Origin of the sequence: Paenibacillus sp. FSL R10-2796 (genome assembly GCF_037965315.1) — a bacterium.
Classification (GTDB): Bacteria; Bacillota; Bacilli; order Paenibacillales; family Paenibacillaceae; genus Paenibacillus_AQ; species Paenibacillus_AQ odorifer.
Genome location: NZ_CP150178.1, coordinates 1,743,616 through 1,759,272 on the forward strand (window position 1 = coordinate 1,743,616; position 15,657 = coordinate 1,759,272).

Sequence of the window (15,657 nt, forward strand, 5' to 3'; positions counted from 1 at the left end):
CACATCGAACAAATGTCATATTGGCAGCGCAAGGATACTATTATTTTAAAAAATCACCTGTTTTTTAAACTTTTAGAAGGGAGTGTCGTTATACTGTTCGACAATCTACTCGTGCGCACGGTAGTTGGCCAAGTACGAATGGAGGCAGGTAATGATGCATGTAGTTATCCAGCAATTGTGCAAAAAATATGGCAGTAAACAAGTACTGAACGGAATTAACCTGACATTGGGTACGGGTATGTTCGGCTTACTCGGTCCCAATGGGGCGGGAAAATCGACATTGATGCAAATATTGGCAACAGTAATACCGAAAACATCAGGGGATGTACAAATTGGACATTGCAAGCTTGGGCGGGATGAACGTGAAATTCGTGGCTTGCTTGGCTACCTGCCACAAGAGTTTGGCGTATATCGCAAGTTGACAGGCGCAGAATATCTCGATTATGTCGCGTCCATGAAGGGCATTACAAATGGAAAAGCCCGGAGGAAAGCAGTAGCCGAAATGTTGCGCCGAGTCAATCTGGAGGAGAAGCGCCATGTGCGTATAGGCAAATATTCTGGCGGGATGCGGCAGCGCATCGGTATTGCCCAGGCGCTGCTAGGTGATCCGCAGTTCATTATTGTGGACGAGCCTACGGCAGGGCTTGATCCCGAAGAACGCATGCGATTTCGTGATATGCTGACTGAGCTGGGTAAAGATCGTACTGTGCTACTGTCTACACATGTCGTCGCCGATATTGATAATAACTGTAAGAGTATGGCGATTATGAGCGGAGGGCGCATCGTATTTCACGGTACGCAAGAACAATTGCTCCAGCGTGTGCAGGGACAAGTGTGGACGGTCCAAGTGGGTGATGAGAAGCTTGCAGAGCTCAAAGAAACTGCAGCCATCGTGACTGCAAAGCGTTCAGGAGCCGGCTATGAGGCGCGTGTTCTTGCCAGTTCTGTCCCATTACCTGGAGCAGTCCAGGCAAAGGCAGGACTTGAGGACGGATATATCGCGGTCATGAGAGCGGGGAATAGCCAATGAGCCTGATTCGCTATTACAAAACAGAGTGCAAGCTACTGCTGCGTGGCCCAGGCTTGTATCTAATGCTGGCAACTGTGGTCGGCATCCTGTATTTGATGTTTCAGACCGCCGATGCCAAATTGGATCGTGCAGTATACGTGATGGATATTTCTGAGGTGTATTGCCTTGTAGCCCTCATTATTTTGCCTTTGCTGGCAACAGCGATAGCACGGCGGGATGAAGAATGGAAGACAGCAACCATGATGGCTACCTTTCCGTATCGAACATGGGAAATGGAGGCTGCACGCTTGCTCTGTGCTGTAACCCTTCCGTTAGCAGCTGCGCTCGTGCCGATGGGGGCTTATGTATGGTTGGTCGTAAATGATGGCATCTCATGGGGAATGCGTGAATGGTATACCTCTGCTGTATTGGCTTCCTTTGCCATCCCGATGTTATTTGCAACTGTAATTGCCTACTTAGTAGGTATCCTTATCCGCAAGCGATACAGTTACTTGATCAGCTTCGTCCTGTTGCTTAGCTTGGCAATTATTTTACCGGAATTTTTTAAGACCGATCGCCCTTCTTTTTCATTACCCCCTCATACGCAGATTTGGTTCGATTATTCACTAGTTAAATATATTGGTAAGTCTTACTCACGTATGTGGGGATTTATATATGATCCGGCATTTTGGCTGCATCGCGGCATCGTTGCAGCTTTAGCAGCAGGAATGGTCATGACCGTTCTACTTGTAGTATGTAGACGCAGGCGGGAACGGGTCAAGGCATGGCTTGTCTATCCCACGATGCTGATTCTAGGTGCAGCATTGTTATGGGCAGGTAGTGCGATGTACGGATACCTGCAGGAACGGGCAGATATTGCGGATGCCAATGAACGTTTCTATCGCGAACGTCTTACTTCAGCCAATGATATCACGCAACAGCGTGAATTGGAGCAACTGCTCGTTGCTGGAATTGCAGCGGATAAATATTCGGAGGCGGATATTGAGGAAATGTCTCGGATCACCCTTAACACAAACGGGAATACCAGCAATCCGCTCTCGGTATCGCATATTAAAGATCTGCTTGTCGGAATGAAGTTCCAGGATCTACACATTAACAGCTACAAGCTGAAGTTGGAATTACTGCCGCGGCATGGGTTAGAAATACAGGCGACGATGCAAGCAAGCAATGGACAAGCGGCAACACTAGAGCGATTCCCAATCATGCTGCGACATATCTTTGATGTACAGGAACTGAAGGTGAACGGTGCTGCTGCTGCCTATGAGTGGGAAGAGGCTACAGATGTACTTTGGATCAAGCCTGCAACGGATGTTATGCCAGGGGAGCATCTGGAGATCGAGATGACATATAGAGGTACCCTAAATGATTGGCGGCATTATTATTCCGTCGCTCCTAGCAGGGATAGATGGGAGCAGATCGCTGTTATCGACGATAACAGGATTTTCCTGCCAGCTTTCTATGGCTGGTACCCTGTTATCGGCAATAGCCGGCTATCGGAATTGCTTACCGATCACTATGAATGGGGGCGTCACGCTACAGATATTCTGGACACACAACTGCCGCGCCCTATGGCGGACTTTGAAGTTGCTATCACAGGGCCAAGTGGCTTGAAACTGTTCTCCAACGCCTCTGTCATTACTAGTAAGATGGCTGGAGAGAAGGGAGCGACCATCACGCGCCTGGAGCTGGATGAAGCAAGCGGACTTACATTATTTGGGGGCGATCTGCAACTTGCAGAAGCGACGGCAGACGGCAAGATGTTTCGTCTGTTGGCATCTGGTCAATTGCCTGCCCGTTCTGTCGAAGAAGCAGCACAGTTCGCAGCCAGGCATTACGCCCAAGCGGCGCGTACTTTGAAAAAGTTGGATGGAGAAGCTGCAACGAGTTTTCCCCAGACGGTTACTATGGCACTTGCCGATTATCCGTATTATAGTTTGAATATGGTGAGTATGAGCACCCTTGGCATGGTAGATGCATCAGTTGGAGGTCCGGAAGCTCGCGATGTCCACTTTTTGTCTAAGGTGTCTGTGTCAAGTTATTTTGGGGCGGAAATTGATCGAGGGAAAAATGGGAATATCCAACTGAGAACGGGGCAGTACTGGCTTGATTACAGTGCCAAACGTAGAGAGATTAGAAATGCGAGAATGTTAAATTTAAACGCCCAATATACACTGAATAACTTTTTTCAGGCTTATAACGAGCTCAAGCTGGTCGGAGGGAAACTGCCAGATCGACTGTTCGTACCTGTTAGCAGCTATTTTTTGAACGGTATACCGAATCAGGTTTATGACCTTATGAATACCATATACAGCCAGTACGGTATTGAAAGTGTCTACGATGTCATCAAGCTTGTCTATGACAGTATTGGCACAGAGCAGCTAATCGAGGACAGTGATGAACAAATGGAAGCGCTTCTGCGAGGCTATTTGCAAAGGAAAATGGAGGGAGGACAATGAAGGTTGCCCTCATTCTTTTGTCCCGTGCAAAATATGCTTGGCGCATCCTATGGGGCGGCTACTTGCTAGCTATAGCTATTATTGCGGCGCTGATAGCAGCTGGTTGCCTCCTGCTGCCAATGATGATGCCCTCTCCTGGTTTTTATCATGTCAAAGTGGCTTTTATATTTGTGCTGCCTTTACTTGCGATTGCCTTGAGTGCTGCCTTGTTCGCCGATGATTTCAGTGAGGGTACTTTTGCCCATCATTTCAGCTATCCATATGCACAATTACTCGTGTTCGCCGAGCGAGGAGCGGTCGCTGCGCTATTGCTAGTTATCTATGAAGCAGCGTTGCTCTGGGCAATTGACCGCTGGGCGATCGTTTTAAGTACGGCACAACTAGCTTACATAATTAAACATAGCCTCAGTGTGAATATGTTCCTTGGCGGTCTGGCGGCATTGGGCAGTCTGCTAGGGCGCAATATGGCTGTCGGGCTAGGAGTGGGGGCAACGGTGTGGCTGCTGGAGTATTTTATGTCCAGTATGCCGCTCAATCGGTACTATTTATTTCAAGCCGTCTGGCCGGTGAGCCGGTTCGCAGATAAATCGCATAACGCTATCGCATTATTTGCAGCAGCTGGAATACTGCTTTTCTGCTGTATGCTTCTATTGGGGAAAGGCAGAGGTTGGCTCGTGTGCAGGCAATAGTGCTGAGCGAGAAAGGAGAGAGTCAAGTGAACAGCAGGGCTGTTGTTACGGATGAGCAACTGCTCGAGCAATACAAGCAAGGGAATACAGCCGTGCTGGAGTTGTTCGTCTATCGGTATCATCAGACCATCTATGCGTATTTATACCGACTGACCAGCAAACGTCAGCTCGCAGAAGATTTGGTGCAAGAGTGTTTTGTCAGAGTATTCACGGCTTTGCAAGCTGGTCGGTTGCCTGAACGGTTTCGACCATGGATTTATCGAATTGCGACGAACCTGTGCCGTGATGTATGGAAGTCCGGAGCTTATCGTTATGAAGTAGCGGCTAAGGATACCGGAGTGTATGATGCGGCAGATGGAGGTAAGGATACGGTAGCGTCTTTTTTAGACAAGCAATATGAGCGTGAAGCAGTCGTTGCTGCCCTTGGCGCTTTGCCTGAGGAGGAGCGGCAAATTGTTATTTTGCGTTTTTATGAGGAGCTCAAGCTGGATGAAATAGCCGAGTTGCTGGAACTGCCGCTTGGAACGGTCAAGTCCAAGCTGTATCGGGCGTTCAGGCGACTGGCCCATACATTGCAGAAAGGGGAGGATCAGGATGAGTTACATATCCGGAGCCGGTAGCGCCGATAAGGCTAGTCGCGACAGTCAACTGCACAGGGAATTGCAAGAGCAGCGGCAACTAGAGGAAAAGGGTGAAGCAGCAGCGGATCGATGGGAGCATGACCAGATCGGAGCCGTATTCAGCCAACTGGATCGCTATACCGTCGATGGTCCCAGCGGCCAGCAGACGGAATCTCTGCTGGCGCTTGCCGCCACATATGCCACACAGCCTGAGTGGGCGGTTGCTGTACCCTCTTCCAAGCGAGTGGCAAGACATGACAGGCCTGGGCGGCAAGCAACTGTCGCTATATCTTTACCAGTAAGGCTTATGCAACGCATGGCAGCTCAGGTAAGGACGATGCATTGGCTGTTTTGGCTTACATCAGCGCTTATGATTGGCATAGGAGCAGTCGTTGAGGGGCTGGTAGCAAGTGAATGGTTCAGTAGCTCTGCCAAGCCGGATGTATTTTTATTTACGATTCTGTTGCTTCCTGTAGCCAGTGTGGCCTATTCACTCCGATCCATGCATACGCCAATGAGTGAGCTTGAGGCGACCTTTCCTGTTACACCCGTACAGCTTATGGTAGCCAGAATAGGAACCATACTGCTATATGACCTCCTTCTAGCGCTGTTGTTTTATGGAATACTCGTTATGACGGGTACCAGCGGTGAATTCGGATCTAACACTACTTTACTGATCACAGATCTATTACTGCCGATCTGCCTGAGCGCTTTTGCAGCGCTGGCTGCAATGCTTCGTTTCGGGACATGGCCTGGTACCGCGGTTGTCCTCGCAGTGGGCGTCATCCAGTTTTCCGCTGGCGAGAGGCTTGGCGTATTTCAATTGTTCAGCGAATACGGGTCCGAACACTGGCTTGCAAGCAAGCTTGTTGCTGTTAGTCTGGCAATAGCGCTGGGTGTTATAACAAGTATTTTGCTGCGCCATCGGCATTATTACAAGCAATATGGATAGGAGGGAGAGTGGTGCGAGGAGCTGAGCTAAAACTTACCGCGGTTGAACTTCTTGCAGATAATGGTCACCTGCTGCTAGGGGATGTGAATCTGGCTTTGCCGCCAGGCTGGTATGGTCTGGAGGGCGCCAATGGCAGTGGGAAAACAGCATTGCTCAAAGCGATAGCTGGTCTATACCAGCCTGTACGCGGCCTGATTACCTATCAGCTTCATGGCGTGACGTTGTCAGGGAATGCTTTCAAGTCTTATCTGGGCTACAAGCCACAGCAGGCAGCGTACTATGACAATATGAATGTCGAGGCATACTTGCGTTATGTGGGTGAGATGAAGCTGATGCCACGGGCGACCATTGAAGAACGATCTCGTGAGCTATGTGAACGGCTCGGGCTTACTGCCGAGTGGAAGACGCCCATTCAGCGGTTGTCAGGCGGCAACAAGCAACGGCTTATGATTGCTCAGGCGATGCTTGCTGATCCATGGTTTCTGCTGCTGGATGAGCCTCTCTATGGCATGGATATCGAGATTCGTTTCCTGCTGCTAGACACGTTGTACGAAATGACACCTGGCACAGTCGCAATCTTTTCAGGCGCTTTGGAGGGCCTACAGGGAGGTTGGTTGGATGCTGTGATCAAACTTGAAAATGGTACAGCGGCGCTGCACTGATGCAGCGCCGTTTTCTATATTAAATCATCCTGCTGCGGCTGCGAAACTTGCCTGGCGGATAGCCAGACATTTGTTTGAACCATTTGCTGAAGGGGTGGATAGAGTCGGCCTCTAGCTGGCTGGCAATGGAGACTCTTCTACTCTTATCATTGGCAAAGAACGGGGAGTTTTGAACACAAATAAAATAATGAGAAGTGACAGATTGCTTGGGTAGTGTTGGGATAATATCAATAATTGGCGAACCAGCCGATGGAATCAATGGCGTGATTTTCTCTTTGAATGGAGATTTTTTGGTACCTTATTGTCAGTACAATCATACAGAGAAAAAAAGGAGGAGAACCCAGAATCATGCACACCAAGAATAAGGGGAAGTACAATGATTTTTCGAGATATTTACCTGGATAGCCAATTGTTGCGGAAGAAGACGAAACACTTCCCTTGGCTCATCCTGATTTGATGTTGTTTTTGCTTAACACCACAAATGTAATTGATAGTGTTGATTATAGACTGTTCAAAATAAAGGAAACAGCTATCGTTCAATTTTTTGTAACGGACGCATTTAAACAACTAGTGGAACTCCATGACCTTAAGGGCTTAGATTTCTCAGAGGTATACGATTCAGCTTTTACTGCAGAAAAAGAAGAAGAGCAAGAACGTAATTACCAAGCTGCCCTTGATTTCATAGAGCGCAATAAAGGAATTGAAGTTTCATATGATGAGGCTCGTTTCCTTATGGAGCAGGAAAAAGTTGTTGCCAGCGGAAAGTGGAGAATGCAACTAGATGAGAATGGGGAGCTATGGCTTGCGAATTTGACACCTGATTTGATTTATTGCTGGGGCCAGCCAATTTATATTCCTCCTGTGTTAATGCTTTTTCAATGGCATGAAGTAGAGAAGTCTGAAATTAACTTATAGAACCCGGTGGAATGAAATATACTCTTATGAAGCTTTATCATCATTTTTAAAAGGCTAAGCGCTGAGCTTAAAGTCATAAGTTAGATCCGTTAACACTAAAGTTTTACAAAGGCGACTTATCTGCGGACGGGTTGCTTTTGTTTTTTTCAGTTCCCATCAAAACAATATAGTCCTGACCGATCTGCTTATCCAAATCATTGAATACTATCAATAAAGATAACCGTCAAACAATAGAATATATGATATAATGACGTGGTTGTTGTAAGGTGCAATTTTAATATGAAAAATAGGATGGGCAATATGAAGGGTTATCTTTATAACGTGGATAAAAAACGATTGATTATTATGGTTATCGGCAATGTATTTCTGGGCATGGGAATTAGTATTTTTAAGCTGTCCGGCATGGGGAATGATCCCTTTAGCGGCATGGTAATGGCACTTGCAGAGTGCGTGGGTATAACATATGCAAATTTTCTGATCTTGCTGAACCTGGTATTGTTTGTAATCGAATTCATCACCGGACGAAGGTATATTGGAGCCGGGACTTTTGTAAACGCAATCTTTTTGGGGTATATCGCTACGTTCTTTCATAGTACTTGGCTATCTCTGTTAGGCGAACCTCAGCTGTTATGGCAGCGGGTGGTCGTCGTAGCGATTGGCGTGGTGGTATGCAGTTTTGGGGTATCCCTGTATCAGACATCGGCTGTGGGAGTCGCTCCTTACGACAGCCTGTCCCTGATTATGAGGGATAACGTCCCGAAAATATCTTATTTTTGGCACCGGATGTTTACGGATGCTCTTTGTGCTTTGATTTGCTTCCTGGCAGGAGGCGTTATAGGCTTAGGTACTCTAGTGTCCGCACTTGGTTTGGGACCCATTATTCATTTTTTTGATGTGAATTTTACGGAGAAGCTGCTGGCAAAAAAGCGTCCAAATTAAGAAAGGCGGGGCAGACCAATCTGCCCCGCCTTTACTGTAATTTGAAGGTCCATTTTTAATGAGTAAATGCACTCTTAATGTTATTTTTTTTATGAACATCTTCCGTGCCGCTATCCAAGGCGGTCTTGTAGTAGAAGCATTTATGGTCTATGACTTCCATCGTTTTTCTCAATTCTTCCATCTGTGCTTCTACAGAAGCTTTCCGCTCCAGGAACATATCATATCTCTGCTGCAAGGTGGAGTCCCCCTCAGAGCACCACTCAATGAAATGTTTTATTTCCTTAATTGGCATCCCGGATGACTTCAGGCATTCAATTACTTTTAAAGCATCCATATCCGTTTCTTTGAAAACGCGTTTCCCGCTGGGGGTTCTTTCTATAAAAGGCAAAAGTCCCTCCTTGTCATAGTAACGCAGGGTATGTGATGTCATATTAAAATATTCTGCAACTTCACTTATGGAGTATGTTTTCATCATCTATCTCCAGTCTTAATTATATTTTATGCTTGACTTAGAGTTAACTTTAAGTAATAACATAGGTTTTGTAAAGTCGACGTTACAGCTTTTTATATTAACTAGAAGAGAGGTTTCACTATGATAAAAGTAAATGCACGTGCTACATTCAGTCAGGAAGGCCCGTTCAAGCTAACTACAATTGAACGCCGGAATCTGCAGCCGCACGATGTTCTTATTGAGATTAAATACGCTGGCATTTGCCACTCGGATATTCATACAGCCCGCGGGGAGTGGGGACCGGTTAAGTATCCACTTGTTCCAGGGCATGAGATCGCCGGTATTGTCAGCCAGGTCGGTTCCAAAGTTACAAAGTACACAGTCGGCGATCGTGTAGGGGTAGGTTGTATGGTTGACTCCTGTGGAGAGTGCAGTAATTGCCAAAAAGGTGAGGAGCAGTATTGCCTGAGTGGAAATACGGGCACTTATGGAGCTATCGACCGGCACGGTCACTATACACAGGGCGGGTATTCCACGCACATCGTTGTAACAGAAGACTTCGTGGTCCGGATTCCTGACACTATTCCGCTTGATGCGGCTGCACCGCTTTTATGCGCAGGAATCACCACCTATTCACCGCTGCGCCATTGGGGAGCCGCTCCCGGCAAAAAAGTAGCTGTAGTGGGTCTTGGCGGGCTTGGGCACATGGCTGTGAAGATTGCTCATGCCATGGGAGCTGAGGTTACTGTGTTATCACAGTCACTGAAGAAGAAGGAAGACGGATTGCAATTAGGAGCGGATCATTATTATGCGACCAGCGATTCGGAGACATTTAAGCAGCTTGCCGGTTCATTCGATCTTATTGTGAATACAGTAAGCGCACAAATTAATATTGATGCCTATCTTTCACTTCTGGCATTGGATGGTACATTAGTCAATGTCGGTGCGCCCGCTGATCCATTGGCAGTTAACGTATTCTCGCTGATCGGCCACCGCCGTTCGTTTGCCGGATCGATGATTGGCGGAATCCGTGAAACGCAGGAAATGCTTAATTTCTGCGCTGAACATAATATTGCTTCTGAAATCGAGGTCATTTCTGCTGACCGGATTGATGAAGCTTGGGAGCGTGTGCTTGCTTCAGATGTCCGTTACCGGTTTGTCATCGACATCAGCACGATGGGGAACGAATAAGAGACGCCTTCATTCTTGACCTCGGTTCGTGGCCACAACCTCAAGAAATTCGATAACATAGCGGGAATTTGCTAAGGAGCTGGAAATCTCACGCAGTTATGTTTCGAGAAGAGAAAAAAGGCGTTGTTGCATACAGCAGCATATGTGTATAAATGCTAAATAGGCAGAGCAGTGCTTCTACCATTGGGGTAGGAGGACGGCTCTGCTTATTGTCGTTACTGCAATTGAATATTTTGGTTCAGCTGATTCTGCCGTTTTTATGAAAAAGCTGATTCTTTAAAGGTTGGAATTTTTAAAAATCAGGTTGAAAAATGCTATTTTCCCTAATAGAAAATCATGACACAATAACAATAAAGCGCTTACTTCATTAAAACATCCCAAGTTCATGAAGACTCTATACCACTTTTTGAAAATATTCACGATATTAAAAGTCGTATCTGCTGGCCGAAATTTCGGATTCCAAGCAAAGGTTGAAATTATTAAAAAAGTTGGTACTAAACGTTTAACTCAATAACTTAAGGGGTCAAACGGTTAGACATATCTATGTAATTATGAAGGGGGAGAGGGAAATGAAAGTAGGTAAAGCATTCGGGGCAGGTATTCTTTCAACTGCAATAGCGTTAAGTGTCATTGGCTGCGCGAAAGACGAGACAAACACAGTAACCAAGGCATCTGATGCACCCAAAGCATCTGAGAACGCAACCTCCAAGCCTGAGGAGAAGGTCAAAATTATCTATTCGATGTGGGGAAGTGCGGAAGAGGGAAATGTAACCCAGGGAGTGGCGGATAAGTTTAATGCTTCTCAAGACAGAATTGAAGTAGAAGTACAAGCAATTCCTTGGGAAAACTACATGACTAAGCTGAATACAATGGCTACGGCAGAGCAATTGCCTGACACAGGGATGCTCAGAGAAGATGGGGTCGTTCAGTGGTCTACCCAAGGCATGCTGAATGATGTAAATACAATGTACGAAGGAAGCGACAGCAAACCACTCGATAGCTTAGCCTACAAATATCAAGGGAAAACCGTAGCCTACGCGGCTGCCAATGAAATCTTACTCCTCTATTACAACAAAGATATGTTTGACAAAGCCAATGTACCCTATCCCCCAGCCGCTTTAGACCAAGCGTGGACATGGGACGAATTTGTAACAACAGCAAAGAAGCTGACCCTTGATAAAAATGGTAAACATCCTGATGAGAGTGGCTTTAATGAGCAGAGTATCGTACAGTTTGGCGCATCCGTTGAAAACTTACCATGGCAGCTTGAGACCTGGGCGCTTGGTAATGGTGGAGGGTTCTATTCGGGTGATGGGACTGAGGTGAGAATTGGAGAAGACGCCAGTATAGAGGGAATTCAGAAGGTTGCAGATCTTTACTTGAAGGATCATGTTGCTCCGTTGTCTGTCGGACAGACTGATGATGGCATTCAACGAACCATCATCGCGGGAACTGTTGCCATGGCTACTAACGGTGCGTGGAACGTGGGAACTAGTCTGAATACGGCCAAGAATGAAGGCTTGAACTATGGCGTCGCAGTATTGCCTTACATGAAGGATAAGGTTACTCTCAACACGGGTGGCGCCAATGTCGTCTTCTCCCAGACTAAGCATCCAAAAGAAGCGATGGAATGGCTGAAATGGTACAACTCAGAAGAAAATAACTGGGGCCTCATTAGCTCGGGGATCTGGATGCCAACACTGGAGAAGTGGTACACGGATGAGACCCTTACCCGTAAATGGGTCGAAAATCCTAACTTCCCTGTTTATGACGAATATAAATCTGCAGTAGTCGATTATGCGCAATCACCTGCTGTGAAGCCTGCAGCGTGGTTCTATACGAATCATACGACGGAGTTTAACACCTTGCTAGGGTCGGTTCTAGGGGATGTATGGACTGGAAAGACGACCGCTAAGGATGCTATTTCTAAAAATCTCGATGCGTTGAAAGCAGCCCATTCAGGCAATTAGTAAAGTTCGTAAAAGACTGGCCGCTGCCAAGCTCACACACGCGGCGGCCATATTATGATCTTCAGGTGGGGAGATAGAGATGGAAATGATTAATAAATCTCCGAAACGTCGTTCACGTATTCATGCAGGTGAGGCACGAGCCGCGTATATATTATTGATCCCTGCCTTCCTTGGGCTGATCTTTCTAACGTATCTACCTCTTATTGGGGTGCTCGGGATCAGCTTAACGAATTGGACGGGACTTTCAGACCCCAAATTTGTTGGCTTCGAGAATTATATTAATCTATTTACCACTGATCCTTATATTAAAGATTCTATTATCGCTACGGTCTACTTTGCCGTCTTATCGGTAGTTGGAGGCATGATTTATTCACTTTTTATTGCGATGCTACTGAATCGTAAAATTCCGGCTAGAGGGTTTTTCCGGGCTGTGTTCTATGTACCGTACGTTTTGCCGGCAGCCGCAATATATGTAGGATGGTCCTGGTTATACGAAGCTAATTTTGGATTTTTTAACTTTATTCTCTCTGAGATGGGTTTGAACAAAGTTTCTTTTATCGCGGATTCCAGCTATGTCATTCCATCCCTATCCTTGATTTCGGTTTGGCTGTCAGGTAACTTAATTGTTATTTTCTTAGCTGGGCTGCAAAATGTTCCGGTCGTCTACCATGAAGCGGCTGAAATGGATGGTGCGAATGGATGGAAACGATTCTTGCATATCACTTTACCGTGCATGTCGCCCATTATCTTTTACAATTTGCTAATGAGCTTGATTGCCAATCTCCAAATTGTTACGCCGGCTCTTTCATTAACGAATGGCGGCCCGGGTAATTCTTCACGCTTTTTAACTTATCTGATGTATGATCAAGCTTTTGTAAATTATAAATTGGGGTATGCTTGTGCGACAACAGCCGTTATTTTTGTTATTCTTGCAGGCTTTACTGGTGTATTATTCAAAACCTCCAACCTATGGATCTTTAATGAAGGAGGCGATGACAAATGAGTGTAGCCTCATACGGAAGATTAAAGAGCAAAAAACGTAATAATCAATGGATGAACCTGATCTCGTTTGTCGTTGTTATTTTTTTTACTATACTCGTGCTCTTTCCAATCTGGTGGATATTTCGCACGTCGCTCATGTCGAATGCCGAGATATACCAATATCCGCCTTCACTGCTGCCAGGAAATTGGTTGTTTTCAAACTATGCAGAAACGCTAGAGATCTTTAAGTTTTGGAAATATTTATGGAACACTATGATTATTATTGTACCCGCCTGTCTGGCAGGAACCTTTACAGCGACTTTATGCGGTTATGCCTTTGCAAGACTGCGTTTTCGGGGCAAAAAATTGATTTGGGCTCTTTGTGTCGGTTCGATGCTTCTACCTGCCATGGTTACACTTATTCCGCTATATATTGGGTGGACGAGAGGCTTAGGAATTCATGACAGCTATCTGCCGTTGATTTTGCCTTATTTCTGTGGTGGCGGGGCTTTTAATATCTTTTTGATCAGGCAGTTTATCATGTCTATACCGAGAGAGCTTGATCAAGCAGCAACGATCGATGGCGCTGGATATTACCGCATTTTGTTCAGCATTATTATGCCGGCCATTAAATCTGCGATGATCGTCGTCGCATTATTTATCTTTATCGGTTTATGGAATGATCTACTTCAACAGATGATTTACATAAACTCAAGCGATAAGTATACGATAGCCTTGGGACTAACCGCCTTTAGAGGCCAACTAAAGCAGGACTGGTCGCTGACGATGGCGGCTACGTGTATGTCCTTTGCGCCGGGTGTCATTTTTTATCTGATTGGTCAAAAATATTTCGTAGAAGGAATCACGTTGACAGGACTGAAAAATTAGCTCCAATGGCTAAAGATAGCGCACTGTAATCTGCTCTGAAGTATTAATGGGGGCACCTTTCTGCTAAGGCTTAAGTTCCGAGCCCAGCGGTATAAGGTGCCCTTTATTTGTGCTGTAAAAGCTTCTACAGATTATGAATGAAGTTATATAGGTTTGCTGGGGTGAGTCCTCTCTTTGAAATGGAACGTCCATACAAGCTCCTCGAAGATTAGTTTTATTTATGTACTTCGTATTTTAAGTTCAGAAAATGAAATGTCAATTGCAGTTTGAGACGAATATCACCGTTGCTTAAGTCTAATTGGAAAAGCTCCCGGATCCTGTTGATACGATAGAACAAAGTGTTTCTATGGATAAAAAGAGCTTTTGCCGCAAGAGCTGGAGTATCCACATACTGAAGATAGGCTTCAAGGGTAGGCAGCAAACTTGTTTTGTGGGTATGGTCATAAGCAATAAGCTTCTGAATAACCGGATGACAGAAATCAGCAAGATCATGATGTTCAGATATGATTTTTCCAATATGCTCACAGAGATATTCCTCATACACATAGATTGACTTGTTAAAGTCAAGTTGGAGTCCTAAGTCGATGGCAGCCAGACATTGTTTGTAATATTTTCGCAAAAAATTTAATTGACTGAAGGAGTCACTCATTGAAGCAGTCAGACTATTTACTTGCAGAAACTCCAGAATCCGTTCTTCTTTAGTAATTATTTCGTGGGATGAATCGGTGAGAGAGATTAGAAATACAATGCGCCCTTGAAAAACGATCCAACGGTTGTTTGGCAGGAATTGACTTAGATGCTGCGCGACCAGTTGAACTTTTCCCTCAAAAAAACCGTTGTTTTGGTCAATTAAGGTCAACACACGCAAGTTAGAGGACAGCGGCCACTCCATATGAGCCAAGCGCATTGCAATGACATTAGCATCATAGAGATCACCAGTAAGGAGTTCGGTAAGCAGAAAGCTATGAACCATTCCTTGATTGGATTTATAGAAATCACTCTTCTGCAATTCTACCGAAACCAGCTCGCAAAGAAATTTTACTAGTTCAAAATCAATATCAGTAAATTCACGATCAAGCTCCATAACACTAACCTGTGCAAATTCTATACCGTGGACGTACACAAAAGCTGTAATCCAACCGTTCTTGGTCTCGGGATCACGAGAGTAATAAGGAAAAAGAGCCATCCGGGTCCGCTCGTATAAATTGGATTTCTTCATGCTTTGAATATTTCGGTCAAGGACATAACCTAAGTGTCTCTGTTGTTCAATATCAGGTCGGCTGGGAATAGGTGCTTGACACATAGCGAGTAATTTATAGCCAGCATCAACAATGATAACCGGATTACCAAAGATGCGGGTGGCTTCATTCGTCATGTGCTGCAATCCTTTGTTGGAGTTAAGTGCGGAGATAAGCGTGTGCATATGCTCAATAAGCCGATTCTCATGAGCAAGGATAGTAGAGATTTTCTCTGAAAGATCAAGCAAATCCAGTTCATTTGGCAGAAGGGTAAGGCAAGTATAAGAATCAACAGATGCGTCACAATCCTGAATACAGAAAAGTGGGGTGTCTGTTGGAAAGTCCCTTGGTATATCTGAAAGCTTGCCTAAATAGGCAGTGTCAGTCTTGAATACGGAGCAGGGTCGCAGGATAGCAAATTCGTTAATCTCTTTGGTTTGTAATGCCTCTTCCGGCCAGGCAAGACAACAGTCGCTAAGTTTTCTGATGATCTTTTGAAGATTCACGAGAACAGCCTCCAATAGCACTAGGAACCTTTGTGCAATTTTACAAAACTTTGTTGAAATAACCGATCACGATTAAGTTGCAGTACATGGGAGATAACGCTCTCATTATATATACTGAAATTATCACATGCAGCAATAAATGACACTTTAGCTTGAAAATGTGTGATGA

The 15,657-nt window shown here is 45.4% G+C and carries 14 protein-coding genes; 12 read left to right on the forward strand and 2 right to left on the reverse strand.

The annotated features are described in order from the left end of the window. Positions 1 to 151 precede the first annotated feature (151 nt). From NST58_RS07975 to NST58_RS08010, 8 genes are all read left to right on the forward strand, one after another. Complete coding sequence (locus tag NST58_RS07975; protein WP_249267678.1) at positions 152 to 1,030, forward strand: ABC transporter ATP-binding protein; 879 nt, start codon at positions 152 to 154, stop codon at positions 1,028 to 1,030. Then, on the forward strand, positions 1,027 to 3,486 hold the full coding sequence (locus NST58_RS07980) for a hypothetical protein (protein ID WP_339247188.1): 2,460 nt from the start codon (positions 1,027 to 1,029) through the stop codon (positions 3,484 to 3,486). The genes NST58_RS07975 and NST58_RS07980 overlap by 4 nt, the downstream gene beginning before the upstream one ends. Next, a complete protein-coding gene (locus NST58_RS07985) occupies positions 3,483 to 4,175 on the forward strand; it encodes a hypothetical protein (protein WP_339247190.1) in 693 nt (230 codons plus the stop codon). The genes NST58_RS07980 and NST58_RS07985 overlap by 4 nt, the downstream gene beginning before the upstream one ends. A gap of 26 nt (positions 4,176 to 4,201) precedes the next feature. Next, positions 4,202 to 4,795 carry an RNA polymerase sigma factor gene (locus NST58_RS07990; RefSeq protein ID WP_339247192.1) on the forward strand — a complete coding sequence of 198 codons (594 nt, stop codon included), beginning with the start codon at positions 4,202 to 4,204 and terminating at the stop codon, positions 4,793 to 4,795. Beyond that, positions 4,770 to 5,747 carry a hypothetical protein gene (locus NST58_RS07995; protein ID WP_076137953.1) on the forward strand — a complete coding sequence of 326 codons (978 nt, stop codon included), beginning with the start codon at positions 4,770 to 4,772 and terminating at the stop codon, positions 5,745 to 5,747. The genes NST58_RS07990 and NST58_RS07995 overlap by 26 nt, the downstream gene beginning before the upstream one ends. Positions 5,748 to 5,758: 11 nt before the next feature. Further along, positions 5,759 to 6,409 (forward strand): ATP-binding cassette domain-containing protein, encoded by a 651-nt coding sequence (locus tag NST58_RS08000; RefSeq protein WP_339247194.1) that lies wholly within the window; start codon positions 5,759 to 5,761, stop codon positions 6,407 to 6,409. 438 nt (positions 6,410 to 6,847) lie between these two features. Then, complete coding sequence (locus NST58_RS08005) at positions 6,848 to 7,324, forward strand: hypothetical protein (RefSeq protein WP_076141168.1); 477 nt, start codon at positions 6,848 to 6,850, stop codon at positions 7,322 to 7,324. A 279-nt stretch (positions 7,325 to 7,603) separates the two neighbouring features. Beyond that, positions 7,604 to 8,263, forward strand: coding sequence for a hypothetical protein (locus tag NST58_RS08010; protein WP_248547753.1), 660 nt, complete (start codon positions 7,604 to 7,606; stop codon positions 8,261 to 8,263). A gap of 55 nt (positions 8,264 to 8,318) precedes the next feature. Here the strand turns inward: NST58_RS08010 and NST58_RS08015 are convergent, their stop codons facing one another. After that, complete coding sequence (locus NST58_RS08015; protein ID WP_312148712.1) at positions 8,319 to 8,735, reverse strand: MerR family transcriptional regulator; 417 nt, start codon at positions 8,733 to 8,735, stop codon at positions 8,319 to 8,321. A gap of 120 nt (positions 8,736 to 8,855) precedes the next feature. Here NST58_RS08015 and NST58_RS08020 point away from each other — a divergent pair, with 120 nt between their 5' ends. The 4 genes from NST58_RS08020 (at position 8,856) to NST58_RS08035 (ending at position 13,744) form a co-directional block, all read left to right on the forward strand. Further along, positions 8,856 to 9,905, forward strand: coding sequence for an NAD(P)-dependent alcohol dehydrogenase (locus NST58_RS08020; RefSeq protein WP_076125346.1), 1,050 nt, complete (start codon positions 8,856 to 8,858; stop codon positions 9,903 to 9,905). 569 nt (positions 9,906 to 10,474) lie between these two features. Next, complete coding sequence (locus NST58_RS08025) at positions 10,475 to 11,875, forward strand: sugar ABC transporter substrate-binding protein (protein WP_076282274.1); 1,401 nt, start codon at positions 10,475 to 10,477, stop codon at positions 11,873 to 11,875. Positions 11,876 to 11,960: 85 nt separating this feature from the next. Then, entirely contained in the window at positions 11,961 to 12,878 is a 918-nt protein-coding gene (locus tag NST58_RS08030; protein ID WP_254847734.1) for a sugar ABC transporter permease, read from the forward strand. Next, positions 12,875 to 13,744, forward strand: coding sequence for a carbohydrate ABC transporter permease (locus tag NST58_RS08035; RefSeq protein ID WP_076125340.1), 870 nt, complete (start codon positions 12,875 to 12,877; stop codon positions 13,742 to 13,744). The genes NST58_RS08030 and NST58_RS08035 overlap by 4 nt, the downstream gene beginning before the upstream one ends. A gap of 214 nt (positions 13,745 to 13,958) precedes the next feature. Here NST58_RS08035 and NST58_RS08040 read toward each other — a convergent pair whose 3' ends face one another. Further along, positions 13,959 to 15,488 carry a helix-turn-helix domain-containing protein gene (locus NST58_RS08040; protein ID WP_339247198.1) on the reverse strand — a complete coding sequence of 510 codons (1,530 nt, stop codon included), beginning with the start codon at positions 15,486 to 15,488 and terminating at the stop codon, positions 13,959 to 13,961. Positions 15,489 to 15,657 lie beyond the last annotated feature (169 nt).

What these genes read in the sequence shown, in the direction of transcription:
- NST58_RS07975 (WP_249267678.1), top strand. Translation starts at nt 152, where the DNA reads ATGATGCATGTAGTTATCCAGCAATTGTGCAAAAAATATGGCAGTAAA.
- NST58_RS08025 (WP_076282274.1), top strand. Translation starts at nt 10,475, where the DNA reads ATGAAAGTAGGTAAAGCATTCGGGGCAGGTATTCTTTCAACTGCAATA.
- NST58_RS08015 (WP_312148712.1), bottom strand. Translation starts at nt 8,735, where the DNA reads ATGAAAACATACTCCATAAGTGAAGTTGCAGAATATTTTAATATGACA.
- NST58_RS07980 (WP_339247188.1), top strand. Translation starts at nt 1,027, where the DNA reads ATGAGCCTGATTCGCTATTACAAAACAGAGTGCAAGCTACTGCTGCGT.
- NST58_RS08020 (WP_076125346.1), top strand. Translation starts at nt 8,856, where the DNA reads ATGATAAAAGTAAATGCACGTGCTACATTCAGTCAGGAAGGCCCGTTC.
- NST58_RS08010 (WP_248547753.1), top strand. Translation starts at nt 7,604, where the DNA reads ATGAAAAATAGGATGGGCAATATGAAGGGTTATCTTTATAACGTGGAT.
- NST58_RS07995 (WP_076137953.1), top strand. Translation starts at nt 4,770, where the DNA reads ATGAGTTACATATCCGGAGCCGGTAGCGCCGATAAGGCTAGTCGCGAC.
- NST58_RS08030 (WP_254847734.1), top strand. Translation starts at nt 11,961, where the DNA reads ATGATTAATAAATCTCCGAAACGTCGTTCACGTATTCATGCAGGTGAG.
- NST58_RS07985 (WP_339247190.1), top strand. Translation starts at nt 3,483, where the DNA reads ATGAAGGTTGCCCTCATTCTTTTGTCCCGTGCAAAATATGCTTGGCGC.
- NST58_RS08035 (WP_076125340.1), top strand. Translation starts at nt 12,875, where the DNA reads ATGAGTGTAGCCTCATACGGAAGATTAAAGAGCAAAAAACGTAATAAT.